Origin of the sequence: Sporosarcina sp. Marseille-Q4063, from assembly GCF_018309085.1 — a bacterium.
Taxonomy (GTDB): Bacteria; Bacillota; Bacilli; order Bacillales_A; family Planococcaceae; genus Sporosarcina.
Genome location: NZ_CP070502.1, coordinates 1,094,646 through 1,118,584, shown reverse-complemented (window position 1 = coordinate 1,118,584; position 23,939 = coordinate 1,094,646). Strand labels below are relative to the sequence as shown.

Genomic DNA, 23,939 nt, shown 5'->3' with positions numbered 1-23,939 from the left:
AGCAAGAGAGAGTCTTTGATTATTGCATAGAAATTGAGCCACTCATGCGACGTTTTGAGTCATCTATTGCGGAGAAAAGAGCCATCATTTGCGAAGCTGCTTGCCATTGACGGTAAAGCCCGATTCATTGCATTTGCTGGAAGGGCGCACCGCCAGCGAATGTTTAGAATCGATTTGTCCGTGTTATTATGTTTGAGCAGATGTGCATTTTAGGGATTATTTTGCAATATTTGCGATGGTTTCACAACGCGGACAATAGTTACAGTCAATGGTGGCGGACGACAGAACCAGCAGTGTTACGGCCAAATATTGATGGCTCTCCTTTCCGCATATACTTGCACAATCTGTCCGCAATACTCAATATTCTTCATCACGTATTTGGTGAAGTGCTTCTAGTGCCAGGACCTGTGCTGGCCATGGTTCGACTACTCTTGTTGAGACGTATACGGCGCAGTTGATTCAAAAAGCGTCGCCTTTTCTTCCGATTTACCGAACATCGCTTTGACTTCGTGACTCTACGCCCAAACCTCACTGACTGCAAGTTCTAGATTAGTTTTGCGATGAGCCTCTTTATAATGGTTTAATGTTTCCGATTCAACAACAAAGTGTCTGGAGCCAGAAATTGCTTCGTGAATTCAGTCTGAACCGTTTCAAAAAATATCTCATCCACGGTAAAGGGGGTATACAGATTCCAATTTAATCAAATATAGTTTTTTGTTCGCCAATAAAACTTCAATTTCATAACTTCAGCCGACATTTGTTCCCGATAATGGTAAAATAGTAGTAATTAATTATTTAGGGATAATGGGGGGTTCCAATTGAATAATTCAATAAAAGAAGTGATCGGGGTCACTGCCGTTACAATGGAGTTAACAAGAAATACATTATTAAAAGGGGAAATCCCTACAAACGATAAAACTGTTTCTTGGGACGGAGAAATACAGGTATATAACGAAAAAAACCATAATAAATCAAGTTTATATGGAAGGGTGCCTGTTCAAGTTAAAGCTCACGAAGTAGAATATTTAAGTGGGGACAAAATTAAACATAGATTAAATAAAAATGATCTTCGAAATTACTACCACGACGGTGGTGTTTTGTTCTTTGTTGTGGAATTTATCGATGCTTTCCATAAAAAAGTTTATTACGACGCTTTGCTACCTATTGATCTTAAAATGATTATTGAAGAAATGAAGGATCAAGCCAGTATTAACCACGAATTTGGAACACTACCTTCAGAGAATAACGCGTTGGATATTATCTGCAGAAATTTTATATTAAATTCAAGAAAACAGACCCAAAATGTTTTAAGTATAAACGCTTCCGACATAAATAAAAATAGAACGCTTGTGATTCCTTCTGTGGGTCCCAACTTATCCACCTTTTTTAATTATCCAACATACTTATATTCCAAAGAAGAACATTATAATTTAGAAATTCCGATGGAAAGAATACAAGTTTTAGAAATTGTACAAGAGACGAACTTGCAAATCGGTATAAATGGCGAAATCTATTACCCAAACGCAACTAAACGGATGGAAAAAGATAAAACAATTATTCTATTTGGTGGTGATTTTACGATATTTGTTCAAAGCGAAGCAGATAGTGATCTAAGTAATTTAAAATTAAACCTTGATCGCACAGGGCCTCTCAAAGAAAGAATAAAAGACACGAATTTTATGATAGCTGTTTTAACCGCAGAACACATCGAAGTTATGGGGCATCAAATTCCGATAGAAACCTCCGACCAGGGTTTAATGAAGGAGTTGCGTGATCTCGTTAAAGATCTTGAAGAATTGGATGGAGTTTTTGATGAGTTAAACGTTACGTTCAATCAAAGCTTTGACAGCCTAAAAGAAAAAGACTTCAGAAATATGGAGACACTAAAAGATATTATACTCCATCAAGATTACAGCGATATTACCACAGACTTAAAACAATCTAGTTTTTTGAAATTGAAAATTGGTAGTTTCACTATACTACTCGCTACTACGAAAAAGAATGATGAATGGCTCGTTGTGAACGCGTTTGAATCCGATAAGATATTCCGAATACTCGCTTCCGAGGACAAGTCTGGACCTGGTTTTGAAATTAGTTCGTATATGATTGTAGAAGTAAAACAATTATTTAAAATGGCTAATTTTAACCTAGGAGAGCTGGAAAAGTCATTTCTGGAAATTGATTATGATACCGATCCTGCGAGACAGTACGTAAATTACTACTTATTGGATATTGTCAAATATTATGATGAAGTGGATCAAAATCTTGAGTTCTTGGACTTTACAAAAAAAGTATATGAACACCTTACAAAATTTGAAGAAGACAATGACGAAACTTATTTCCTAAACATAATGCAAATTATAAGGCGACAAAGAAGTTTTAATGGTGAAGAGATAGAGAAAATTATCGATAGAAAAAACAAAGCAACTGATCCGTTTGTTATTTGTGGTTATTTAGCCATCCTAGGAAATATTACTGAGTTTGACTATTACTTTAATCAGTTAAGTAATGAGGATAAGGATAATTTTAAGAAATTTCCAATTTACAAATTTATAGTAGATGCTTTGAATTATAAGTGATTGGCAGTCGCTTCATTGAAACAAAAAACGTTTAACCAAATACATTGGATAGACGTTATTAATTCAGTTATCACATTTTATTACGCAAGGTGATGCCCTTTCAAAATTATAAGGGTTTTTTAATCCGAATTATGAAGAGAGGATATTTCAACCTCATCATTGTGGAAGACTTAAAAAAAGAGTTTGTTGGAATACCTTTCCCGACGGAAAAATCATTAATAGCTATACGAGAAGTTACTTACTGAACAAACAAACATGATTGTTTGTTTGTTCAGTAAGTAACTTTTACGTTTTGAAAAGATTATCTAAAAGAATACCAAATCCGTTTCGACGTCGGAGTCGATATGAAACCGAACATTCTCTTGTTGAATGCTTGGTTTATAAATTCTCCGGGATTATATCTGTACTCTTCCGAGATAATGTGCTAAATTTTTTGCATATTGATAAGGGGGAGTTTTTTATGTTGATTTCATATGATTTTGGAATTGGTTTAAAAGAATATGCAAAAAGGGGAAATCAAATCACTTTCCATTGCTTGATGAATGTCTGATTACCGTCAATGAAATGTACCACGAGTGACATCTTTTGTACCACCCAATGACAAGAAATGTACCAGTGAATGACAAGCTATTTACCAGTAGGAACCTCCTGTATAATTAATGAGCACACTGAATAGTGTGACACTAATTATTTGGGAGGTTTTTTGTATGATCCATTATCGAAGGATGCTGGAACTACAAGACGAGGGAATAAGCCTTAGGGGCATTGCGGCAAGTACAGGAAATTAGTCATTCGTGAAAAAAATATCAATCTATCGTCACATCACTTTCTATCTTTTCGATGCATTATTTAGTTTTAATGGTAAAATAGATATAGATCAAATTGTCCAGAGGAGTTAATATATTAGAAAAAATAGTTTAAATATGTGAAGAGTGTAAGGTAGCGGAGGAAATGTTAAATCTTGAAGTTGCAATAAATAAGTGCATGAATAATTACAAACAGTTACACTATCGGAAAATAGACAGAATCTTGGTGATTAATTCATTTTTCAAATTAACATCCGGTATTATACTTTTCTAAGCAAATAATGGAGGGATTATATGAATTTCAGGCATTTAACAATTGAGAATTTCCGAAATTTTGAAAGTGTAGATATTGATTTAACTAATCGTAATATTATTTTTGGACTAAATGATATAGGAAAGAGTAATTTCCTAGCTGCTATCAGGTTCATTTTAGATAGAAATTTCAGGAGAAATGGTTTCATGGATTCGGATTACTACAATAAAGATACCAGTAAAGAAATTACTCTTACTCTCAAAATAGGGATTTCCGATGAGGAGAATGACGATAACAAAAAGATTTTTACTATGATGGGCGGTGCCATTTCTTCGAGTGCTAAGGAAATTTATATTCAACTTAAATCAGTATATGATGGTGAATCCCTTGTTGGAGAACCGAATCTTTTTTGGGGTATTGATTTAGAGAATTTAGAGGAGATTCCCAGTAGTCAGTCTTACTATGAATTAGATAAATATTTTAATATAATTTATATTGACTCATCAATTCAACTAGAAAGCACATTTAAGAGATATTCCAAAGAGATTTTAAAAGGTGATTCAAGTTTAAGTGAAACAGAAAGAAAAGTACTTAGCACCCACATTAAGAATCTTAATAAGAGTGTTGGAAAGTTGAGTACGATTAAGGAATTTGAAAAAGAACTTGTAAATGAATATAAGAAATTTAAAGATGACAAGAACTTTAAGGTCTCAATTCGATCCGAGATTGAATTAAGTAATATTCATAGTAAACTCACGCCATATATATTGGATGAAAAACTTGAAAACTATCCAACCTCTGGTGACGGCAGAAAAAAGATTCTTGCCTATACGCTTCTTACATTGGAAAATCGTAGATTAGAAGAAAGGAAAATTAATATATTCTTGATTGAGGAACTAGAAAATCATTTACATAGATCAATGCAGATTGCGTTGTCGTATCAGATATTCTCTGATGAAATATTTAAGTATCTGTTCATGACAACTCATTCCTCATTAATAGTAAGCCAGATGGATGATGTTAACTTAATTAAACTTTTTAAGCAAGGTACAGTAACAGGGAAATCCTTTATTTATAGGGTTCCTGAAAAGTATAAAACCTTAAAGCAAAAACTGAATCAAAACTTGGCGGAAGCAATCTATGCGGATGTGGTTTTATTGGTTGAGGGACCATCTGAAAAAATCCTGTTTGAACGAATTCTCAGAGAAAAGTTTGAGCGGTATGAAAGTTATGGCGGCTATATACTTGAGGTTGATGGCATCAATTTTATAGAATACTATAAGGTGTTAACAGAACTCGGTATAAAAGTAATAGTTAAAACAGATAATGATCTAAAAAAAGTAAAAGGAAGACCAGAATGTAATCTCTTGGGGATAAATAGATGTCAAAGACTTATTGAAGAGGTTGAAGTAGAAAATCTGAGTGGTATTGACCCTATTAGATATGAAAAAGAAGCTGATTATAAAATTGAAAGAAAAATCTTTGTCTTTAACAAGTACCCTGACATAATCAAAAGATTAAAAGATAACAATATTTATTTATCTAGAATAGAGTTGGAAAATGATTTGTATGAAGTTATACCAGGGGTAATGGACAGATTAGCAATGAAAAATAACAGCAAAAAAAATGGTATAGACTATTTACAAGGTGCAAAACTCATTAATATGATTCAATTAAGTACTAGCCTTAGCAAATCGGCAATAAACAAAATATACGGACACGAAAGATTTGAGTGTCTGAAAGTGTTGGTGGATTCATGTCGCCGTTAGATAAAGATATTAGGAATGAAATTCTGACAACTGAAGGAAGTATTGTGATAAGTGCAAGTGCCGGAACAGGTAAAACCTATACTACAATACAAAGAATTATCAAAGATACAGATGAAAATAATAACTATCAAACGTTTGCTGCTGTTACTTTCACGAGAAAAGCAGCGAAGGAAATTTTAAACAGGCTCGGTCCAAATAAGGGGGAGGGGTTTGTTGGAACAAATGATAATTTTATTTGGTTGGAGATAATCCAACCATTTATGTATGATGTCTATGGTCTCGACTTCAAAAAAGAAATAAAACCCGACTTCAGTAATGAAAATGAAATTATTACTTACGATGAGGGGATAGAGAAGATTCGGAGCACCCAGTTAATCTGTAAGTATCGTAATAACAAAAATAATTTTGCGTTCCAATTGGCAATAGAAATTTTAAAAGGATCTTATTCCTGTAGAAGATATATAAAAGCGAAGTATTATCGAATTTATATCGATGAGTATCAAGATTGTGACGTTGATATGCATAACTTTTTTATGTATCTATGCGATGAGCTTAAGATTCTATTGTTTGTCGTTGGAGATTCTAAACAGTCTATTTATGGTTTTCGGGGTGCTTATAGTGAAGGATTTACAGAAATTATTAACAAGCAATCCTTCGAAAGCTTTGAGTTGTGGCATAATTTCAGATCAAATAGAGTAATCCAAAATTACTCAAATATATTTATGGAAAGTGTAAGAAAACATTACCAGCAGACTGAATTTAATGATGAAATAATTGCTTTTAAGTACGGTAGCGATAGTGAGGCTATTGAATATATTAGTGATTGGATTAATGTCGGTAAAAAGTGTGCATTTTTAAACTTTAGTAATAGAAATGCGGAGAGCTGGAGTGAACAATTAAATGATAATGGCATACCGTTCGTTTTTATTCCTAGCTCCCCTTTAGACTACACTAATCTTGAAAGTGAACATATTTGGATAGCGAGAGCTATTGCTCATTATTCAGTAGAACATAGGTATAGCGAATATGATTTCATGGATGAGATACCGATGCCAGAGACTTACAAAATTACAAAGATTAAAAAGTTGTTAAGGGGAATTGAAGAGTCAAAAAGTGAACAATTGAAACATGAAGAAAACTGTATTAAGTTGTATAAATACCTAGGTTATGATGAAGACCTGAAGAAAATCAAGCGAGAGATAAGTAAAATATATGAAGTAACTAATGATGATAAATATATTCCTACCTATAATCAAGACCTTTATAAACTTACTTCTGGTACAATACATTCATCCAAAGGGCTTGAGTTTGAACAAGTAATCATAAATGCTCAAGATTATGACTTAACAAGAGAAGGAATAGAATTTTTGCATTATGTTGCGATATCTAGACCAGAAGAAAGGTTATTGATTATTGTACAAAATGGATCCATGGACAGGTATAAAGGGTATATTCATAATAAAGTTTTAAAAACACGCGAATTGGGAATCAGTGTTGATCTTAACCAAGTAATTAAAATTGTTGGTTGAGGAGTGGTGGGTTGGGTTTTCTAAATTTAACATCTATATACAGGCATTACCTGTTTTTCTATAATGTAGCCATGTGCTGTTTACTTCCATCCGAAGCTTCTTTAATTCGTGCAAGAAACTATCGTAAAAGTTTTAACAATCATTATTGTTTGTCGCACTCGGGTACGTTCTTAACAAAAGACTGAGAGTCATAAATCTTAAGACTTCACCTAAAATAAGTCGCTTGAAAAGTCAATTGTTACTGACTTTTGAAGCGGCTCTTTTAGATTCCTTCTTCTTGGATGGCGTTCAAGCCCGTCAAGGTAGCCAAGAACGACTTACCAAAACCTACTCCGCAATAAAGAATTAAAATCTCATTCCTTCCAATAAAATATCCTCTTAAGATATCTTTGATTACATCCAATGAAATTTACCACCGCACCCTGCTTGGGGGAGGGGCTGAATCCTATACTCACAACTTATTACTACTAGTGGCGAGCATGATAACCTTAACCTTAGCGGAACAAGCCGGCACATATTGCTGGTTTCTTGGCTAGGGGACTCATGCCCGCGAAGCTCGTTGGCAGGTTGTTAACCACAATATGCCGCTGTAAAATCTTGCTGTAAAAACCGCCCCATCTCTAGCTGACAAACCAACTCAGTATATTGGTGTACAAGATGACATTGTGTGGTAAATATCTTGGCGTGCAATGGTAAAAATAGTATATGGGTGAAAATCAAAGGATTGAGATTTTGCATTTCGGATTTGTAAATGAATGAACAACCATTGAGGGATTCATTTTCAAACTACAAACTCAATTGTATGGGTAAAACGGGAGTCAATTACGTCAATACTTGATTGACTTACGTTTTGCAATTTAATAAAAATCTTTATAAGTTTATTAACAGAAATTCAATTGAACAAATATTGAAGGTATTTGTAGTTGAAGTAGCGAATAGGGTATTTGAGGATTGGTTTAAATTTTGAGGGTGAATAATTATTTCTAGAGGAATTGTCGAAAACAAAGTGCCCGTGATGCAATAGGAACGGAAAAGTAATTACAAGAATTAATCATTACTTTATGAAAGTAAATTGGTACTCTGATATATCTCCCCATAGAAATTTGACTTAACAATGAGATTTAAGGGGACCTTTATTCCTTTATTACAGTAATTAAGACTATATAGTAAATGTGAGGTGGATAAAAATGAGAGATATTAAAACACATGATCAAACTACCGCAGCTGATAATACTTCGATTGGATTTGATTATCAATATTTTTATTTCTTATATCTTATTTTGGGATTAAAAACAGGTGAAAAAATCGGTTTAGAGGTTAAAGATGATATACATATTGAACATCAAGATGGTTTTCAATCCCTACTACAGTTGAAACATTCTGTTCGAACTAATGTCAAAGGGCAAATAATAAATTTAAGAGAAAGTGATACAGATATATGGAAAACTATTTTTAACTGGACAAAGATTATTAATGATGTCAATGATAATAGGGACACTGAGGAAAAACACTTAGACTTCATTAAAAATACGAAATTCATTATAGTGACAAATAAATCTAGTAATGATAATAATGAGTTTTTGGGGAAATTTAAAACCTATAAAAATGGATCATTAGAAATTAATGAGCTTACTAACTTTATAAATGAAAAACATATATTAGAATGTATAAAGAACAATGCGGGAGCGAAAAATAATGAGTTAGTGAAATATTTAAAAGAACTATTGCAGCAATCTGATACATGGTTGAAATCATTTTTCGATAAATTAGAACTGATGTTAGATGAAGATGATTTAATATCTCGAATCAAAATGAGAATTAAAGAAAAGATGATACCAGAAGAACAAATAGAATCAGTATTTGAAAGTTTGAATAGCAATTTAAGAGTAGACAATTATATATATGTTAAAAAGGATAAAAAAATAGAATATACCTTTGATGATTTATATAGAAAGTATAGAAAATGTTTTATTTTAGGCCGTACTAATAGACCGATTATAAATAGGAGTAATATAACATTACCGGAGAATATTTATGACCAAGAATTTGTCGAACAATTAGAAGATATAGAAATAATTGCTTCTAGTGATGAAGATTATCAAAGCTTTATAATCGAAAAAACTATTTTGAAATTAATTGCATTTACCAATTTAGAAAGATGGAGGCAGCAAGGAGAAATAGTTACTACTGATATTAATAGATTAAAAGAGTTAGCTAGATTGGAATGGAAAAATATATTTGATGCTACACATTATAATTTAACAAAAAAGAAAAGAAGAGGATTGAATATTGATGAAGAAGAGCTTATAGATTCAGCTGTGGATTGCTATTATGAAACTTTAAAAGTCAAGTTAAACATTGATGAGTTTGAATTAGATAGTGACTTTAGTAATGGTAAGTATTACCTTATGTCAGAAAAGTTAGAGGTTGGCTGGATATATGATTGGAAAGAGAGGTATGCCATTGAAAATAAATAAAGACACCTATAATAATGAATTGATTGGACTAATTTCGATTTTGTCTGTTTTAAGTAAAACAAAGAGAATAACTATAACTAAAGCTTTATTAATAATACCCTTTTACACGCATCAACAATCTTTAAAAGTTTTAAAAAATAAAATAGTGAAGATTAGAAGTATAGAAGAATTTATAATCAAGTATCCTTCATATTTTTCTAATTATAATGAAAGATTCCATTCATTACTTACTTTATCTATAAATAGTATAATATTATTAAATAAAATGGAGATTATCTTTATTGAAGATAGTTTGATAATACTTAATGAAGAAATAGAGTTTTCATATAAAGAAAAAGATATAGGAAAAAGAGCTTTGGAGATAATAAAAGCTAGCGATAAATTGTCACAAATATTGCTAGAAAGCGATGAAAATTTATATTTACAATTGAGGGTGGAAATATGAGGTTTTTTATTAAACAATTAACGCTTTGGCTAAAAAATGGTTCAATTAGAAAGCTTGAATTTAAAGAAAACAAAATAAATGTTATTACTGGTGCAAGTGGGACTGGGAAAACAGAAATTATGGCTATTATAGATTATTGTTTTTTTGCATCAGGAACAAAGATAGCTGATGAAAAGATAAATGAAAATGTAAATTGGTATGGAATAACTTTCGAGATTAATAAATCTACGTATACAATAGCTAGAGAGAGTTTTATTGATCGTAAGGGATCAGATGTATATTATTTTTCTCCTATAGGTGTAATTCCAAACTTACCCTTTGAAAATAATAATGAAAGCAATATAAAAAAAGTTATTGAAAATGAGTTTTCAATAGATAAAAATCTTGTTATTCCATACGGGGGAAGCCATATAAGAGCAGGCACCAAAATTTCTTTTAAATATTTTCAACTCTTCACTAGTCAATCAGAAAACGTAATCGTTAATAGTGAAGTATATTTTGATAAACAGAATATCGGAAGATATAGAGAGGCACTTGAAAGAGTTTTTGACGTTGCTTTTAAAATTGATACTGTTGAAAATATGCTAATTAATGAAAAGATTAATGATTTGGTCAAAGGGATAAATAGATTAGAGAGAAAACAAACTATATTTGATAATGAGAAAAATGTTTTTTTAGATAATATGAAAAGAGACATAAAAAGAGCGAGGGAATTGCAACTGCTTTTAGATGATGAATATATCCCTTCTGAAAATTACTTGAAAGTTTTGAAGTCAATGACTGGCGCATTTTATAATTTTAATATTAGTAAAGAAAAAGAAAAATTAATAAATGAAAGAAACACGTTATTATTAAAAACTAAAAACTTGAAAAGGTTGGAAAGTGAATATAAAAAGTACATTGAAGTAGAGAAAAATATTTATGATAGTTTGAAACCAATAGTATATATAAAAGAAAACTTTTCTGATTTATTAAGTTTTCCGGAGACAGCTATGCTAGTTCAAATATTAGAAAAAGATTTTAAGGTTTTGAAGAAAAAAAATAGTGCAAAACAACCTTTTAATATTAATATAAAAAGTGAATTAGAAAACTATATACAAAGAGTCAAAGAAATAGATAGAGTTTTAGGACAATACCCGAAAGAAAGTTCTATTGATAATAATATATATGAACAAATGGCGTTTATTGGTGAATTGAGATATAAAATTAATTTGTATGAAAATACTGAGGGTCTGGAAGACTATACAGCAGAAATATCGAGTAAAAAAGATCAATTAAAAGAATTAAAAAGTAATGTTCTTGACGTAAGCGGAAATAGAGCTTTATTCGTAAACTTATTAGAAAGTTTAATCCAAAATTACTTGGAAGAGGTTGGAGATGCATTAGGTATTTATAAAGGTTATAGAGCTGTATTTAATTATGCGTCTAAGTCCATTGAATTAAGAAGACCTAATACCCTCTCAATTTCTCATGTAGGTAGTAGTTCTAATCATTTGTTCATGCACTTATGTCTATTTTTAGCTTTACATGAAGCAAGTATTATTCAAAAATCTGAATACATACCTCAATACTTAATATTGGACCAACCTAGTAGACCCTATTATGGGGATGAAAAAGATTATGATGATAAGGATGGTGTATTCAATAATAGTATAGTTGAAAGTGATAAATATAAAATCCGAAAAGCTATGATATTATTAGATGAATTTATTTGCAAGATTAAATCTGATTATAATAAAGACTTCCAAATAATATTACTAGAGCATATCCCTAAAAGTGTTTGGGAAGGATTAAACAATTTTCATTTAGTAGAAGAATTTAGAAATGGTAATGCGCTAATCAGGGAGAAGGATGATATGTTGTAATCTAATATTTTTGTAACTAATTATATCTATACTTTCTGGGTTCTATACTTGTCATTGCAACTGGCTGTTGCGGCAGCGTTAGGGGTTTGGCTTGCTTCTGAAAGCAGCTATTGGATATTGGTGGTGAGCAGAATCAACATTATTGCCGGTATTATTATTCATCAGGAAAACCTTCATTGTCATCTTTTGGGGGGCGGGGGAATTGGGTACAGCTATTTTCTTAGGCTTCGTTGGCACGGATCTTGGCATTCATTGCGAAAGGCGGAACCTTTAGCCTGCGCGTTGTGGCGATTGCCGTTCCATATGCCACAATCATTGCTTCCATGAACTAGTGTGAGCACCCACCATGGGTGGCAATACATCACATGTTAATGGAATACTCGGTCGAGCATCTAAAGTGACCCTTGCACAAATACGCCATCGCAAACTACTTGACTAAATAGTAGAAAGGGCTGTTCCGAAAAGTCATTTTCATGATCTTTAAGGACAGCCCTTACTATTTTTGAAATCGTTTATTTTATACAAACGATCCTTTGTTTATTCAGAAGCAAGAATATCTTTTCCCTTGTTATAATAGCTTTCCATTTCATCGGTCGGAACCATGCTGCCGCCTGTTCCCCAAACGATGTGTGAAACATTTTTGATCTTATTTTGTAAGTTGTTATTCTCTATATACTTTTGGCCAGCTTCGTCTCTGAAGAATTGCATTGGACCATGCATGCCAGCGAGCGCAGAAGGTTCTAATTGAATATTCTCCGAGTCGGATAACATACTTAGTAGTTTATATAATTCCTCATCTTTTACGGTATAGGAACCACTCATGAGTTTTTCTAAAGTTTTCCCTACGAAACCTGAAGCGCGACCGACTGCTAGTCCATCAGCATCCGTAATGTTATCAATGCCGAAGTCTTGTACCGATACTAAATCATGCAGGCCGGACATTAATCCGATCACCATACACGGTGAATGTGTTGGTTCGGCAAAGAAGCAATGTACATGATCTTTGAAAACCAACTTTAATCCAAATGCTACGCCACCAGGTCCGCCGCCAACGCCACATGGAAGGTAAACAAATAATGGATGATCCTTATCCACAACTACATTCATTTCTTCTAATTGCTTTTTTAATCTAGAAGCTGCAACAGCATATCCTAAAAATAGATCGGTCGAATTTTCATCATCAATAAAGTGCGTGTTTGGGTCGGCTTCTGCTTGTTTTCTGCCTTCCTCTACGGCGATACTATAATCTGATTCATACTCGACGACTGTAACACCTCTGCTTCTAAGCAAATCTTTCTTCCATTGCTTCGCATCAGCCGACATATGAACAGAAACCTTAAATCCTAATTGTGCACTTATGATACCGATGCTGAGTCCTAGGTTTCCGGTTGATCCTACTGCAATAGAATACTTAGAGAAGAACGCTTTAAATCTATCACTGTCAATGATTGAATAATCATCGTTTGTTGTCAGCATATTATTCCGGGTCGCTAGATCTTCCGCATGTTTTAAAACCTCGTAAATGCCGCCTCTTGCTTTAATTGACCCAGAAATCGCCAGATGACTGTCACATTTGAGCAATAATTGCCCTTTGATTTCTTGATTATAGGCCTTTTCCATCTCCGTTTGCATCGTAGGAATTCGAACAGTAGGTGATTCAATAATGCCATCTGTTTTTTCTGTTTCTGGGAATACCTTCGCAATATAGGGTGCAAATCTATTTAATCTTTCTTCTGCATCTTTTACATCAATCTCTGATAAAGAAATATTTTCAATCGCATCTGCAAAAGCCCCGTATTTAGGGTTTGTCCAAAACACTTCCTCAGTTGAAATAATCTTGCTCATTAATGGAAACTGTTCTTCCCATTCTTTTATCGTTTTTCCTTGAATTGTTTTATTTTGCATGATGATTTGTCTTCCTTCCATAATTAATTTTAATAAAGTTGATTAAATGAATTGTGCTAAAACCAATACGCCGCCAAGTGCAACCACCGATGCAATCACAGTTGCAGCAGTGAAACTCTTAAACGCATCTGTTAATGATAGTCCTAAGTATTCTTTGACAAGCCAGAAAGCAGAATCGTTAACGTGACACCAACCGATAGCCCCAGCACCAATTGCGAGAACTGCAATCTCTGGACTCAACGTTGGATAAACGACTAATAAAGGACCTATTATACCCGCAGCACTAATCATGGCTACCGTAACGGAACCGATTGCCAGGTGCAATATTGTTCCTATTAACCAAGCTAGAATAATTGGGTTCATGTTTAACGATTGCATAATCGTAGATAACTCTGTACCTAAGCCACTATCAACCAAAAATGCATTATAAGCACCGCCACCAGCGATGATCAGCAAAATAGATGCAATAGACTTGAATCCGTCCTCAGTATGGGCTAATACTTCCTTCATCGTTAAGCCGCGGGAAAGACCTAATGTGTAATATGCTACAAATACCGAAATAAGTAAAGCAATAATTGGATTACCTAAAAATCTGACAACATCGTAAGCTAATGAACCTTCGAGGAGATATAAATCGCCAACTGTTTTTCCTACCATAACGAACAAAGGCAAGAGAATCGTAAATAAAGTAATTCCAAACTTAGGAAGCTCCTCATCCGGTCTTGGTGCTTTTACTTCTAAATCATGAAATACTTCAGTTCTAGTTCCACGACTGATGAACTTAGCATAGATTGGCCCAGCAATGATTGCAGTAGGTGTACCGATAAGAAGTGAATATAATATAACTTTCCCTACATCGGCTCCCAACATTTCGGTAATGGCAAATGCTGCTGGATGTGGAGGTACCATTGCGTGTACAACCATCAAAGATATGGCCAAAGGAATCCCGATCCTTAAAAGCGACATCTGGGCTTGTCTGGCAACGATGAAAACGATCGGGAAGAGTAAGACAAAACCTACTTCAAAAAACACTGGAATCCCAGCAATGATACCGATAAGTGACATAACCCAAGGGGCACGCTTTTCTCCCAAAGCATTTAGCATTGTTCGAGCCAAGCGCTCAGCACCACCAGATATCTCTAACATCTTACCTAAAATCGTTCCAAATCCGATAACAACAGCTAGTGATCCTAGCGTTCCGCCCACTCCATTTTCAATAGAGTCAACAATGTTCATAAGGGGCATGCCCGTAGCTAATCCAATAAAAATACCCGCCAGAACTAGAGAAATAAACGGATGTATTTTAAATTTAAGGATAAGAAAAATTAGTAATACAATAGATAAAAATAAAACCAACATCATCATTGCACCTGTTTGCATTTTTTATCAATTCCTTTCGGGATATAATCTAGCCAGTCTAAAATTCAGGCGATTAAGTATAGATTGATTTATTTAACACCACTTAATGATAGCGCTTTCCTATGGTGAAATCAACAAGAAAATTAAGTGCAGGTTAATTTATTTAGTTTCACTTAACTTCATAAGCGAAAAATAACCGTCCTATAACTCTATTATGTGCACAAAAAGTACGTCATAACAGGAGCTATAGAACGGTTAGATAAATTGCTTACTGAATAATGTTAAAATGTGGGAGGCGTCACTGCAAAAATAATCGTTACTTCTTGATCTGTGGTATTTTCCCATTTATGATGTACGCCAGGTGGTATTTTCACACTGTCCCCAGTGTATAAAATTTCAATATCATCACCAAGATGTAACATGATGCTGCCTTCTAATACGTATGCGACTTCTTCGCCAATGTGAACAACAGGATTTTCAGCTGAATTAGACAGCGGCGGTATTTTCATGAGTACCATTTCAATTGAGCCGCTTAAATCAGGGGATAGCAACATATACTCCATGTTTTGCGGTGGTGGAAATACGATTTTTTTTCTGGAATCTGCCCTTGTTATTAAATCCTTACTTTTCTCGGATTCTGTAAAAAAACTAAGTAATGGTAGCTCCAATGCATCTGCAATCATTCTAAGCGTATTTAGTGATGGACTGGTAAGCCCTCTTTCAATTTGACTTAACATTGATGAAGAGATTTTCGTTTTTTCTGCCAGTTGTTTAAGATTATAATTCTGTTTTACACGATAGTTAGCAATTGCTTTTCCTAATTCTTTATTCTCCACAACTCATCATACCTTTCGTAAACTACCTCAAAATCTCTTTATAATCACTTTCCTTATATTTAGCATATCACGAACCCTTGATTAATAAAATTAAAGTTTTTTTGGGTAAGATTAAGTATTAAATTTGATATCTAGTTTGTAACACATTGGAAGACATAGACCTGGAATTATGTAGTACATTCAGTTTTTATGTTAAACTTAATTGAAGATTCAAAAGAATAGTATTCATATGATAGGATTAAACTTTGTAAATAAAACATACACAATAGTCTGGCATGAAAGGAGAAATATAAATGAAAGCACAGATGTTAGAGAGAGAAATTGCTGCTAATGATAACACGACTATTAATCATTCTGACAATAAAAATAAGAGAAGATATTGGTTATATTCACCTGGGACTGGTGCGTCTATGTGGGATGAATTTTATGCTGATGGAATTATGGGGTTAGGAAATGAAGAAATGGGTGATTTAACTCAATTTGCTTCTAAAGAAGAAATGAAACAACAAATGAAGGAGTTATATGGACAAGACCGTACATATATGAATATAGCTCATGCTGCGTGGCAGTTTGCGAATGAAATTCAACCTGGTGATATTATTTTTGCGAAAAAAGGTATGAAGATTATCATTGGTTACGGAGTGGTCGAATCAGAATACATATTTGACGCAGATAGGGAAACTTTTAACCATATACGAAAAGTAAATTGGAAAAAAGAGGGAGAATGGCCTCACCCCGGGCAAGCAGCACAAAAAAGTCTAACGGAGATAACGCCTTATACTGAATACGTAGAAGAATTAAAACGAATCGTCCTTGAAAATAATGGTGACATGGATGGAGAAGAGTTAGATGAGATTGAAGAGACATACGAACGATATACTTCACAAGACTTTTTAAACGAAGTATTCATGGATCGAACCGATTACGAAAGGTTAGTCAAAATATTAAAGATGAAGAAAAATCTTATTTTACAAGGTGCTCCTGGTGTTGGAAAGACATTTGCGGCGAAACGGTTAGCTTACTCAATCATGAATGAAAAAGATAGTAGTCGCGTGAATATGATCCAATTCCATCAGAGTTATAGTTATGAAGATTTTATGATGGGGTATCGTCCCGTAGAAAATGGTTTTAAACTTGCACAAGGGCCATTTTATCGATTTTGCAAGAAAGCCGAAGAAGATAGTGAAAGAGATTACTTTTTTATTATCGATGAGATTAATCGAGGAAATTTAAGTCAGATTTTCGGTGAGCTGCTTATGTTATTAGAAAATGATAAACGTGGACACGAGCTGGAGCTAATTTATCGTAATGAAAAGTTCTCAATTCCTAAAAATGTGTATGTCATTGGAATGATGAATACAGCTGATAGAGGTCTTGCGATGATTGACTATGCATTAAGAAGACGTTTTGCGTTTTTTCATATGAAGCCTGGATTTAATTCTGAGGGTTTTCAACAAGTAATTCATAACGCAAGTAATCTAAAGTTTAATAAACTGATTGCACAAATCCAACGTTTGAATGAAGTCATTTCAGAAGATGAGACATTAGGAGCTGGCTTTGAAATAGGCCACAGTTATGTTTGTTTCGATAAGGTTGTGACAGATGAAGATTTATCAGTTGTGATTGAGTATGAGTTACTTCCATTATTGGAGGAGTATTGGTTTGATGAGCTTGAGAAATATAATGAATGGTCGCAAAAGCTGTACGGAGTATTAAATGATTAAAATTAAAAATATTTATCACATGCTCACATATGCTTTTCGAGTATTAAATAAAGCGAACTATAACAAGATTGCTGTGGAGGAGTTTGATCATACTGCGGATTTATTAGCCGCAATCTTGATAAAAGGTGTCAATAGTCAAGTGAAAAGAGGATTAGGTAAAGAATATATTCAAACGACCGCTGCACTTAGATCCCCCAAAGGGAAAATAAATGTGACACAGTCTATAAAACATCAATCCCACATGAAAAGTCAGCTCATATGCAATTATGAAGTATACACAGAAAATACGTATATGAATCAAATTCTTAAAATAACAATGATGCGATTGTTAAGATTAAATGAAGTATCGCTAAAAAACAAACGTGAGTTGCGTAAAGCGCTATTGTTCTTTTCAAATGTGTATCAAATCGATTTCCGGACTATTAACTGGTCTACTTTGAATTACACACGAAATAATTCGACTTATAAAATGCTCATGAATATTTGCTATTTTATCATTGATGGTTTATTGCTTACTGAAAAAGAGGGAGATTATAAATCTGCCAAGTTTATGGATGACCAAAAAATGCATAGACTATTTGAGAAATTTGTTTATGAATATTATCGCAAACACTTCCCAGAGTATAGGGTGAATGCACCCCATATCAAGTGGCAAGTTGATGAAGGTGATATTGAATTTTTACCCACGATGAAAACAGATATTGTATTGCGATCTGAAGAAAACACACTTATTATCGACACCAAATATTATGGTAAGACGATGCAAAAAAGTTTTAATAAGAAGTCATTTCACTCTAATAATTTATATCAAATTTTCACGTATGTTAAAAATGAAGATATAAAGAAAAGTGGGAATGTGAGCGGTATGTTGCTTTATGCGAAAACGGAAGAAGATATAACACCAAATGAAACATTTATGGTGTCTGGTAATCGGATAGGGGTAAAAACAATAGATTTAAATATGGAGTTTCATGAGATTAAAAAGCAACTTGATGGGTTTGTTGGGGAGTTTTTGTGACAAGATGTTTTAAAGCAATATGAACAATTAGTAATGGGTGCCTGTGGTTTGACCCCCATATTTCGACCGCAGTTAAAGTACTAGAATAACTCGTTCTCTGAACCATTGACATGCATTTATTTAGAAGATATGAAAAAACAGCCATTGGAACAGTAACATTCCAATGGTTGTTTTTTAAAATTTGCGCAAAATAATCAGTGGCTCTCTACATCAATTGCATGCTGCAAGACTTTCTGTTTGCTGTTAAATAAAGAATTGTGTTCAATTTCAAATGGTTTAATCAATTCATAGTCAGTACAATAATCAATTTAAATCCAATTGGAACACTTTCATCGGTCATGCGAATGTCATAGGCATATTGGTTATCACTTCCAGAAGATTTAATAAAACTATATATCGCCAATTTTATTATGATTTAATTTCAATGTGATCCTTCCGTTTTTTAATTCTAGTCTGATAATTACATAGTCCCTCGAGTCAGAAAGCTAAATTCTTGAAGCGACCCGTTTCATTACCAATTGCAAAGAAGGCATACCCCCCTGAGCACCGAACTTTTCCACAGACAAAGATGCAGCAGCATTAGCAAATTCAACTGCATCATTAAAAGGATACTGCCGTGAGATAGCAAATGCAAATGCTCCATTGAAAGTATCGCCTGCTCCTGTTGTATCAATCACATTTGTTTTAAACCCTTTAATGAATTTGTGCTCTATTCCGTCAAAATATTGTGCGCCACTTTTGCCTTTAGTAACAATCAATTGATTCGGATACAATTCCAAAGCTTTTTCATAGTTGACACCAAAGATGTCCTTACACTCGGTTTCATTAGGCGTAATAAATGTTGCATAATCGATATAGTCCATAGAAAAACTTGAAGCAGGTGCGGGATTCAGTAACACAGGAATATTGGCAGTGTGACATATCTCAAGTACTTTTAAAACAGTATTTGCTGGTATTTCCAATTGGATGATAACCATCTTGCTTTGGAGGATAGTATCTTTTTTACTTATAATTTTTTGAGATGTTAGTTCATAATTAGCCCCTGGGATAACAATTATCCGGTTATCACCTTCCGATAACAATATATTAGCAATACCAGTTGATGAATTTTTAACAGTTTGAATGTTTTTTGTATCAATATTTTCATTTTTTAAGTTCTTTAATAGTTCGTTACCAAATAAGTCCTCGCCAATACAACCTATAAACTGGACATCAGCACCTAATCGGGAAACGGAAACTGCTTGGTTGGCTCCCTTTCCACCTGGCATCGTTGCAAAGCTTTTGCCGAAATTCGTTTCCCCTTGTTTGGGCAATCCTTTTGTTTCTACGACTAAATCCATATTTAAACTACCTATAACTGTAATCATAAATTATCTCCTTTCTATCTTGATCACTTGTTTTCCATGTTAATATTTAAATTGAATTTTACCCGATCACCTAACCACAAAGTTTTAGAATACTCCAATGGTGACTTATCAGCTAGATAAGAAGTGCTCGTTACTAGTGTAGCCGGCATTAGGTAATTCATATTTAGTGCTTTCATGTCTGAGGAATTCGGAATAACGGCTTGTATTGTGTTCTCAATACCATTGGGTTTAAATTTATAAATATTTTCAAGTGTTAAGCTTAGGCGGTTATCAATGAGTTGATTCTCAGTTATTCCGGGAACCATTGCATCTGAGAGCCAGGATCGATTCAAACCAATTGGCTTATTGTTAAAAATAAAGATTCTTTTGATATATGCTAATTTTTCATCTTCATCAATATTTAATATTGTATTAATATACGATATTGGATTGGAAACGTGCGCCGAAATAACTAGTGAGGTTACATCTAAACCATTTTCTTGTAATTTTCTACCGAGGGCTGACGGTAAACTGAAATCATGAGCTAACGGTTGAGGATTTTTCCTAACGAACACCCCTTTACCTTGCTCTCTTTTAATAATTCCCTCATCGTGCAATTTATCTAATGCATTCCTTAAAGTAACTCTGCTAATGTCATACTCTTTTGTTAATTTCGATTCCGAAGGTATTTTTTCATCTACTGTCCATTCACTATTTGAAATTCTATTTCTAATACTTGATGCAACCTGATAATAAATAGGGATTGGTGAGTTTTTATCTATATTCATTTTAGTTAAAACCTTCCTTTTATATTATATTTTGTGAGTAAAGATTAATTGGAGTTAACTTGTATCTCTATGTATACAATACAACTAGAGTTAAAAAAAGTAAATCATTATGTAAAAGAAAAAACGGTATAGCGTTAAATGATAGATGGTATAGGGGTTGTGTGTTTTTTTGTGAATAATTTAAATTGTATATTTTTAGGTATTGCACTACTTGTATGGTTGTGTTAATGTGGATACAAGTTGAGTGGTTAGTATATTAGGAGGAGATATTATTGTTGGATTTTGATAATGCAATGAGAAGACAAGTATTTAGTTTACCCGAATTAATTAAACAGCAATACGAAGATCTTGAACCAAAAACAAGAAAGCTTTTATCTACACCTGAAATATTCTCAATTCAAAGAATAATTTTAACGGGTTGTGGTGATTCCTATGCTGCTGGTTTGGCTACAAAGCACATTTTTGAATTATTAACAGGTATCCCAACTGAAGTAGTTACCTCAATAGAATTAAGTAGACTTTATGATAAAAAACAATTGGGTTTTTCACCTAATAATCCGTTAGTAATCGCAGTAAGCCATTCTGGAACTGTAGCAAGGGTTGGGGAATCAATAGAGCGTGCAAATAAATATGGTGCATTTACAGTGGGTGTAACTGCAAATCAAGAATCATATTTAGGGAAGAAGAGTCAACGGACTTTAGATCTTGAAGTTCCATCATTTGAATCTAGCCCTGGAGTAAGAAGTTACTTAGTTTCCGTGCTCTCTCTATTATTATTGGCTATTAGATTTGGTGAGGTCAGGGGGAAATATACAATGGACAAAGCTAATGATTATCGTGCCGATATAATGGAACAATCAAATTTGTTAAGCAATACATTACAAGATCTCGATAGAAAAATGTTTGAAGTATCTTCTGAATGGAAGAAAATGGACGCATTTGATTTTATAGGTGCGGGATTTGATTATGCTGCAGCTTGGTATGGACACGCTAAAGTCTTCGAAGGAACTGGTAAGTATGCTATGCATGTTAACACAGAGGAGTGGTTACATTTAAACTTCTTCATGAGGAAGGTCGATAAGATTGGCACAGTGATATTTGCAAATTCAACTAATCCAAGTTATTCAAGAGCAAAGGAAGTGATTGGCTATTCTGCAACTGAACTAGGCCGACCAACACTCGTTATATCAGATGTTAATCAATCCGAGTTTCCAATTAACTGTAAGATTGTTGCCACTCCGAAAACCAAGTATCCAATCACAATGCCACTAACACAATTCGTACCTGCAGCGCTTTTAAGTGGATATATCGCCGAAATGATAGGGGAAGAAGATGGGAGGGGTTGTAAGGGAAACTGGTCGTTTGCAGAGAATGGAAATGCAGTGAAAAATAGCGAAATAATAGTTGATTAAGGTGGAGATAAATATGCTGGGAAATTTCAAGTTGAAAACTCGAGAAAGAGATATTGTTATCTTAAATGAAGAAATATTTGAATTTGTTAAGGAAAGTGGTGTGAAAAGTGGGACATGCACAATTTTTATACCCCATACAACAGCAGGATTAACCATTACATCCTTTTGGGATCCAAAAGGTTTGGAAGATCTACAAGATGAAATTTGCAGAATAATCCCAACAAGAATTGATTTTAAGCATCAACATGATACACCACAGGATGCGGCAGGACATATAAAATCTTCATTTATTGGTGTAACGATGAATTTGATAATTGATAATGGCGAATTACTAGTAGGTCACTCACAAGGAATATACTTTTTAGAATTTGATGGACCGAGGAATAGGGAGTACTTTGTTAAAATTCAAGCTGATGAACAAAATGAGGGGGAAACGGAATGAAAAGAAAATGGATGTTATTTATTGGATTGCTAGTGATTCTCATGATTACAGCCTGTTCTACAGATGATAATAAAGGATTGAATAGCAAAGAAGAAATTACATTTTGGTTTTGGGGTGCTCCACCGGAACATCAAGAGACTATGAGAGAGGTCTTAGTTAATAAATATAATCAATCCCAAGATCAATATGAGTTAGTAGTTGAATTTAGAAATTCAGTAGATAAAGATATTTCGGTAGCGTTGTCAGCGGGTCAGGGTCCTGATATTGTCTATGGTTCCGGCCCATCATTTGTTATGCCATTTGCTGATTCAAATAAATTAGAACCACTAGATGCCTATGCTGAAAAATATGGATGGGAGGAACGGATTATTGATTCTGTTTATGAAATGGGAAAAGTCAATAATGAATTATATAGCTTGGCAAACTCTTTAAATACAGAAGGAATTTTTTATAATAAAAAGGTGCTCAAAGATAATAACTGGGAAATCCCAAAAACTGTAGAGGATTTAGAGAAAATTATGGATGAAGCAATAACAAAGGGCTTATATGCTTCTGTAACAGGTAATAAAGGCTGGAAGCCAGTTAATGAAAACTACTCGTCAATATTCCTCACTCATTTCGCTGGAAAAAACACTGTATATGATGCGTTAACAGGGAGTAAAAAGTGGACAGATCCAGAAATTGTAAGCGCTATCGATAAGTCCGCAGAATGGTATAAAAAGGGGTATTTAGCTGGTGATGATTATATGAATCTTGCGTTTAACGAGTCTATACAGTTATTAGCAGATGAGAGGTCACCATTCTTTTTTGGTCCAACACTTGTATTTCAATTTGTGTCTAATTCCTTTACGGAGGATATTCAAGAAAATTTAGCCTTTATGCCATTTCCGACAGTAGGAGGATCAATTGATCAACCTGATTATACACTTGGAGTTACTGCAACTTTATCGATTAATGCAAATTCAAAACATAAAGATGCTGCTGCTGAAATATTAGATATGATGATGACAAATGAATTCATGAATGAAATGACAAAATCATGGCCTGGTTATTGGGGAGTTCCTTTAAAAGACTTTCAAGTTGATGTGGAAAATATGCCTGTTCTCTCCAAACTTTATGCAGAAAGTATTTATGACATGATTGATGGAGTTAACAACGGTAATTTCGGATACTATACAGGTGTATTCTTACCTCCATCAGCTCAACAAGTATTTATAGATATTGACTCTGTGTGGCTAGAAGAAACAACAAGCCAAAAGTTAATGGATAAGGTCCAAAATGAATTTGAAAAAGATATGGAAAAAGGATTAATTCCACCTATTCCAATGCCCGCTAAGTGATTTTAAAAGAATGAATTTTATTTACTTTTTTGGAATATTACGTTAG

General features: G+C 33.7%; 17 protein-coding genes. 11 read left to right on the top strand and 6 right to left on the bottom strand.

What is annotated here, in order from left to right:
• The first annotated feature begins 818 nt into the window (after positions 1–818).
• The 3 genes from JSQ81_RS05680 (at position 819) to JSQ81_RS05670 (ending at position 6,936) form a co-directional block, all read left to right on the top strand.
• On the top strand, positions 819–2,579 hold the full coding sequence (locus tag JSQ81_RS05680; protein ID WP_212606744.1) for a hypothetical protein: 1,761 nt from the start codon (positions 819–821) through the stop codon (positions 2,577–2,579).
• Between the two features lie 1,100 nt (positions 2,580–3,679).
• The gene (locus JSQ81_RS05675; protein WP_212606743.1) at positions 3,680–5,407 is read left to right on the top strand and encodes an ATP-dependent nuclease; all 1,728 of its coding nucleotides are present in this window, start codon (positions 3,680–3,682) and stop codon (positions 5,405–5,407) included.
• Complete coding sequence (locus JSQ81_RS05670) at positions 5,371–6,936, top strand: UvrD-helicase domain-containing protein (RefSeq protein WP_212606742.1); 1,566 nt, start codon at positions 5,371–5,373, stop codon at positions 6,934–6,936. The genes JSQ81_RS05675 and JSQ81_RS05670 overlap by 37 nt, the downstream gene beginning before the upstream one ends.
• Before the next feature lie 262 nt (positions 6,937–7,198).
• Here the strand turns inward: JSQ81_RS05670 and JSQ81_RS05665 are convergent, their stop codons facing one another.
• A complete protein-coding gene (locus tag JSQ81_RS05665) occupies positions 7,199–7,339 on the bottom strand; it encodes a hypothetical protein (RefSeq protein ID WP_212606741.1) in 141 nt (46 codons plus the stop codon).
• A 784-nt stretch (positions 7,340–8,123) separates the two neighbouring features.
• On the opposite strand from JSQ81_RS05665, the gene JSQ81_RS05660 reads away from it, so the two are divergent.
• Genes JSQ81_RS05660 through JSQ81_RS05650 form a run of 3 tightly spaced genes read left to right on the top strand, consistent with a single transcriptional unit; the run spans position 8,124 to position 11,723 of the window.
• Positions 8,124–9,413, top strand: a complete 1,290-nt coding sequence (locus tag JSQ81_RS05660; RefSeq protein ID WP_212606740.1) for a hypothetical protein — start codon at positions 8,124–8,126, stop codon at positions 9,411–9,413.
• Positions 9,400–9,858: a three component ABC system middle component gene (locus JSQ81_RS05655; RefSeq protein ID WP_212606739.1), complete on the top strand. Its 459-nt coding sequence runs from the start codon at positions 9,400–9,402 to the stop codon at positions 9,856–9,858. The genes JSQ81_RS05660 and JSQ81_RS05655 overlap by 14 nt, the downstream gene beginning before the upstream one ends.
• A complete protein-coding gene (locus JSQ81_RS05650) occupies positions 9,855–11,723 on the top strand; it encodes a DUF3732 domain-containing protein (RefSeq protein WP_212606738.1) in 1,869 nt (622 codons plus the stop codon). Before JSQ81_RS05655 ends, JSQ81_RS05650 begins: the two co-directional genes overlap by 4 nt.
• Before the next feature lie 537 nt (positions 11,724–12,260).
• Here JSQ81_RS05650 and dsdA read toward each other — a convergent pair.
• The 3 genes from dsdA to JSQ81_RS05635 form a co-directional block, all read right to left on the bottom strand.
• Complete coding sequence (gene dsdA / locus JSQ81_RS05645; RefSeq protein WP_212606737.1) at positions 12,261–13,628, bottom strand: D-serine ammonia-lyase; 1,368 nt, start codon at positions 13,626–13,628, stop codon at positions 12,261–12,263.
• A 42-nt stretch (positions 13,629–13,670) separates the two neighbouring features.
• Complete coding sequence (locus JSQ81_RS05640) at positions 13,671–15,008, bottom strand: GntT/GntP/DsdX family permease (RefSeq protein WP_212606736.1); 1,338 nt, start codon at positions 15,006–15,008, stop codon at positions 13,671–13,673.
• Between the two features lie 260 nt (positions 15,009–15,268).
• Positions 15,269–15,823: a cupin domain-containing protein gene (locus tag JSQ81_RS05635; protein WP_212606735.1), complete on the bottom strand. Its 555-nt coding sequence runs from the start codon at positions 15,821–15,823 to the stop codon at positions 15,269–15,271.
• Positions 15,824–16,116: 293 nt separating this feature from the next.
• Between JSQ81_RS05635 and JSQ81_RS05630 the strand changes: the two genes are divergently transcribed.
• Both JSQ81_RS05630 and mcrC read left to right on the top strand, forming a co-directional pair.
• On the top strand, positions 16,117–17,547 hold the full coding sequence (locus tag JSQ81_RS05630) for an AAA family ATPase (RefSeq protein WP_212606734.1): 1,431 nt from the start codon (positions 16,117–16,119) through the stop codon (positions 17,545–17,547).
• Positions 17,540–18,565, top strand: coding sequence for a 5-methylcytosine-specific restriction endonuclease system specificity protein McrC (gene mcrC, locus JSQ81_RS05625; RefSeq protein ID WP_212606733.1), 1,026 nt, complete (start codon positions 17,540–17,542; stop codon positions 18,563–18,565). Before JSQ81_RS05630 ends, mcrC begins: the two co-directional genes overlap by 8 nt.
• Positions 18,566–19,050: 485 nt before the next feature.
• On the opposite strand, the gene rbsK is transcribed toward mcrC, so the two are convergent.
• Positions 19,051–19,932 (bottom strand): ribokinase, encoded by an 882-nt coding sequence (rbsK, locus tag JSQ81_RS05620; protein WP_212606732.1) that lies wholly within the window; start codon positions 19,930–19,932, stop codon positions 19,051–19,053.
• A 23-nt stretch (positions 19,933–19,955) separates the two neighbouring features.
• Positions 19,956–20,699: a GntR family transcriptional regulator gene (locus tag JSQ81_RS05615; RefSeq protein ID WP_212606731.1), complete on the bottom strand. Its 744-nt coding sequence runs from the start codon at positions 20,697–20,699 to the stop codon at positions 19,956–19,958.
• A 272-nt stretch (positions 20,700–20,971) separates the two neighbouring features.
• On the opposite strand from JSQ81_RS05615, the gene JSQ81_RS05610 reads away from it, so the two are divergent.
• Genes JSQ81_RS05610 through JSQ81_RS05600 form a run of 3 tightly spaced genes read left to right on the top strand, consistent with a single transcriptional unit; the run spans position 20,972 to position 23,893 of the window.
• Entirely contained in the window at positions 20,972–22,111 is a 1,140-nt protein-coding gene (locus JSQ81_RS05610; RefSeq protein WP_212606730.1) for an SIS domain-containing protein, read from the top strand.
• Between the two features lie 13 nt (positions 22,112–22,124).
• Positions 22,125–22,553, top strand: coding sequence for a secondary thiamine-phosphate synthase enzyme YjbQ (locus JSQ81_RS05605; RefSeq protein ID WP_212606729.1), 429 nt, complete (start codon positions 22,125–22,127; stop codon positions 22,551–22,553).
• A complete protein-coding gene (locus JSQ81_RS05600) occupies positions 22,550–23,893 on the top strand; it encodes an ABC transporter substrate-binding protein (RefSeq protein WP_212606728.1) in 1,344 nt (447 codons plus the stop codon). The genes JSQ81_RS05605 and JSQ81_RS05600 overlap by 4 nt, the downstream gene beginning before the upstream one ends.
• Positions 23,894–23,939 lie beyond the last annotated feature (46 nt).

What these genes read in the sequence shown, in the direction of transcription:
- JSQ81_RS05615 (WP_212606731.1), bottom strand. Translation starts at nt 20,699, where the DNA reads ATGAATATAGATAAAAACTCACCAATCCCTATTTATTATCAGGTTGCA.
- JSQ81_RS05600 (WP_212606728.1), top strand. Translation starts at nt 22,550, where the DNA reads ATGAAAAGAAAATGGATGTTATTTATTGGATTGCTAGTGATTCTCATG.
- JSQ81_RS05675 (WP_212606743.1), top strand. Translation starts at nt 3,680, where the DNA reads ATGAATTTCAGGCATTTAACAATTGAGAATTTCCGAAATTTTGAAAGT.
- JSQ81_RS05640 (WP_212606736.1), bottom strand. Translation starts at nt 15,008, where the DNA reads ATGCAAACAGGTGCAATGATGATGTTGGTTTTATTTTTATCTATTGTA.
- JSQ81_RS05660 (WP_212606740.1), top strand. Translation starts at nt 8,124, where the DNA reads ATGAGAGATATTAAAACACATGATCAAACTACCGCAGCTGATAATACT.
- dsdA (WP_212606737.1), bottom strand. Translation starts at nt 13,628, where the DNA reads ATGCAAAATAAAACAATTCAAGGAAAAACGATAAAAGAATGGGAAGAA.
- JSQ81_RS05650 (WP_212606738.1), top strand. Translation starts at nt 9,855, where the DNA reads ATGAGGTTTTTTATTAAACAATTAACGCTTTGGCTAAAAAATGGTTCA.
- JSQ81_RS05630 (WP_212606734.1), top strand. Translation starts at nt 16,117, where the DNA reads ATGAAAGCACAGATGTTAGAGAGAGAAATTGCTGCTAATGATAACACG.
- rbsK (WP_212606732.1), bottom strand. Translation starts at nt 19,932, where the DNA reads ATGATTACAGTTATAGGTAGTTTAAATATGGATTTAGTCGTAGAAACA.
- JSQ81_RS05605 (WP_212606729.1), top strand. Translation starts at nt 22,125, where the DNA reads ATGCTGGGAAATTTCAAGTTGAAAACTCGAGAAAGAGATATTGTTATC.
- mcrC (WP_212606733.1), top strand. Translation starts at nt 17,540, where the DNA reads ATGATTAAAATTAAAAATATTTATCACATGCTCACATATGCTTTTCGA.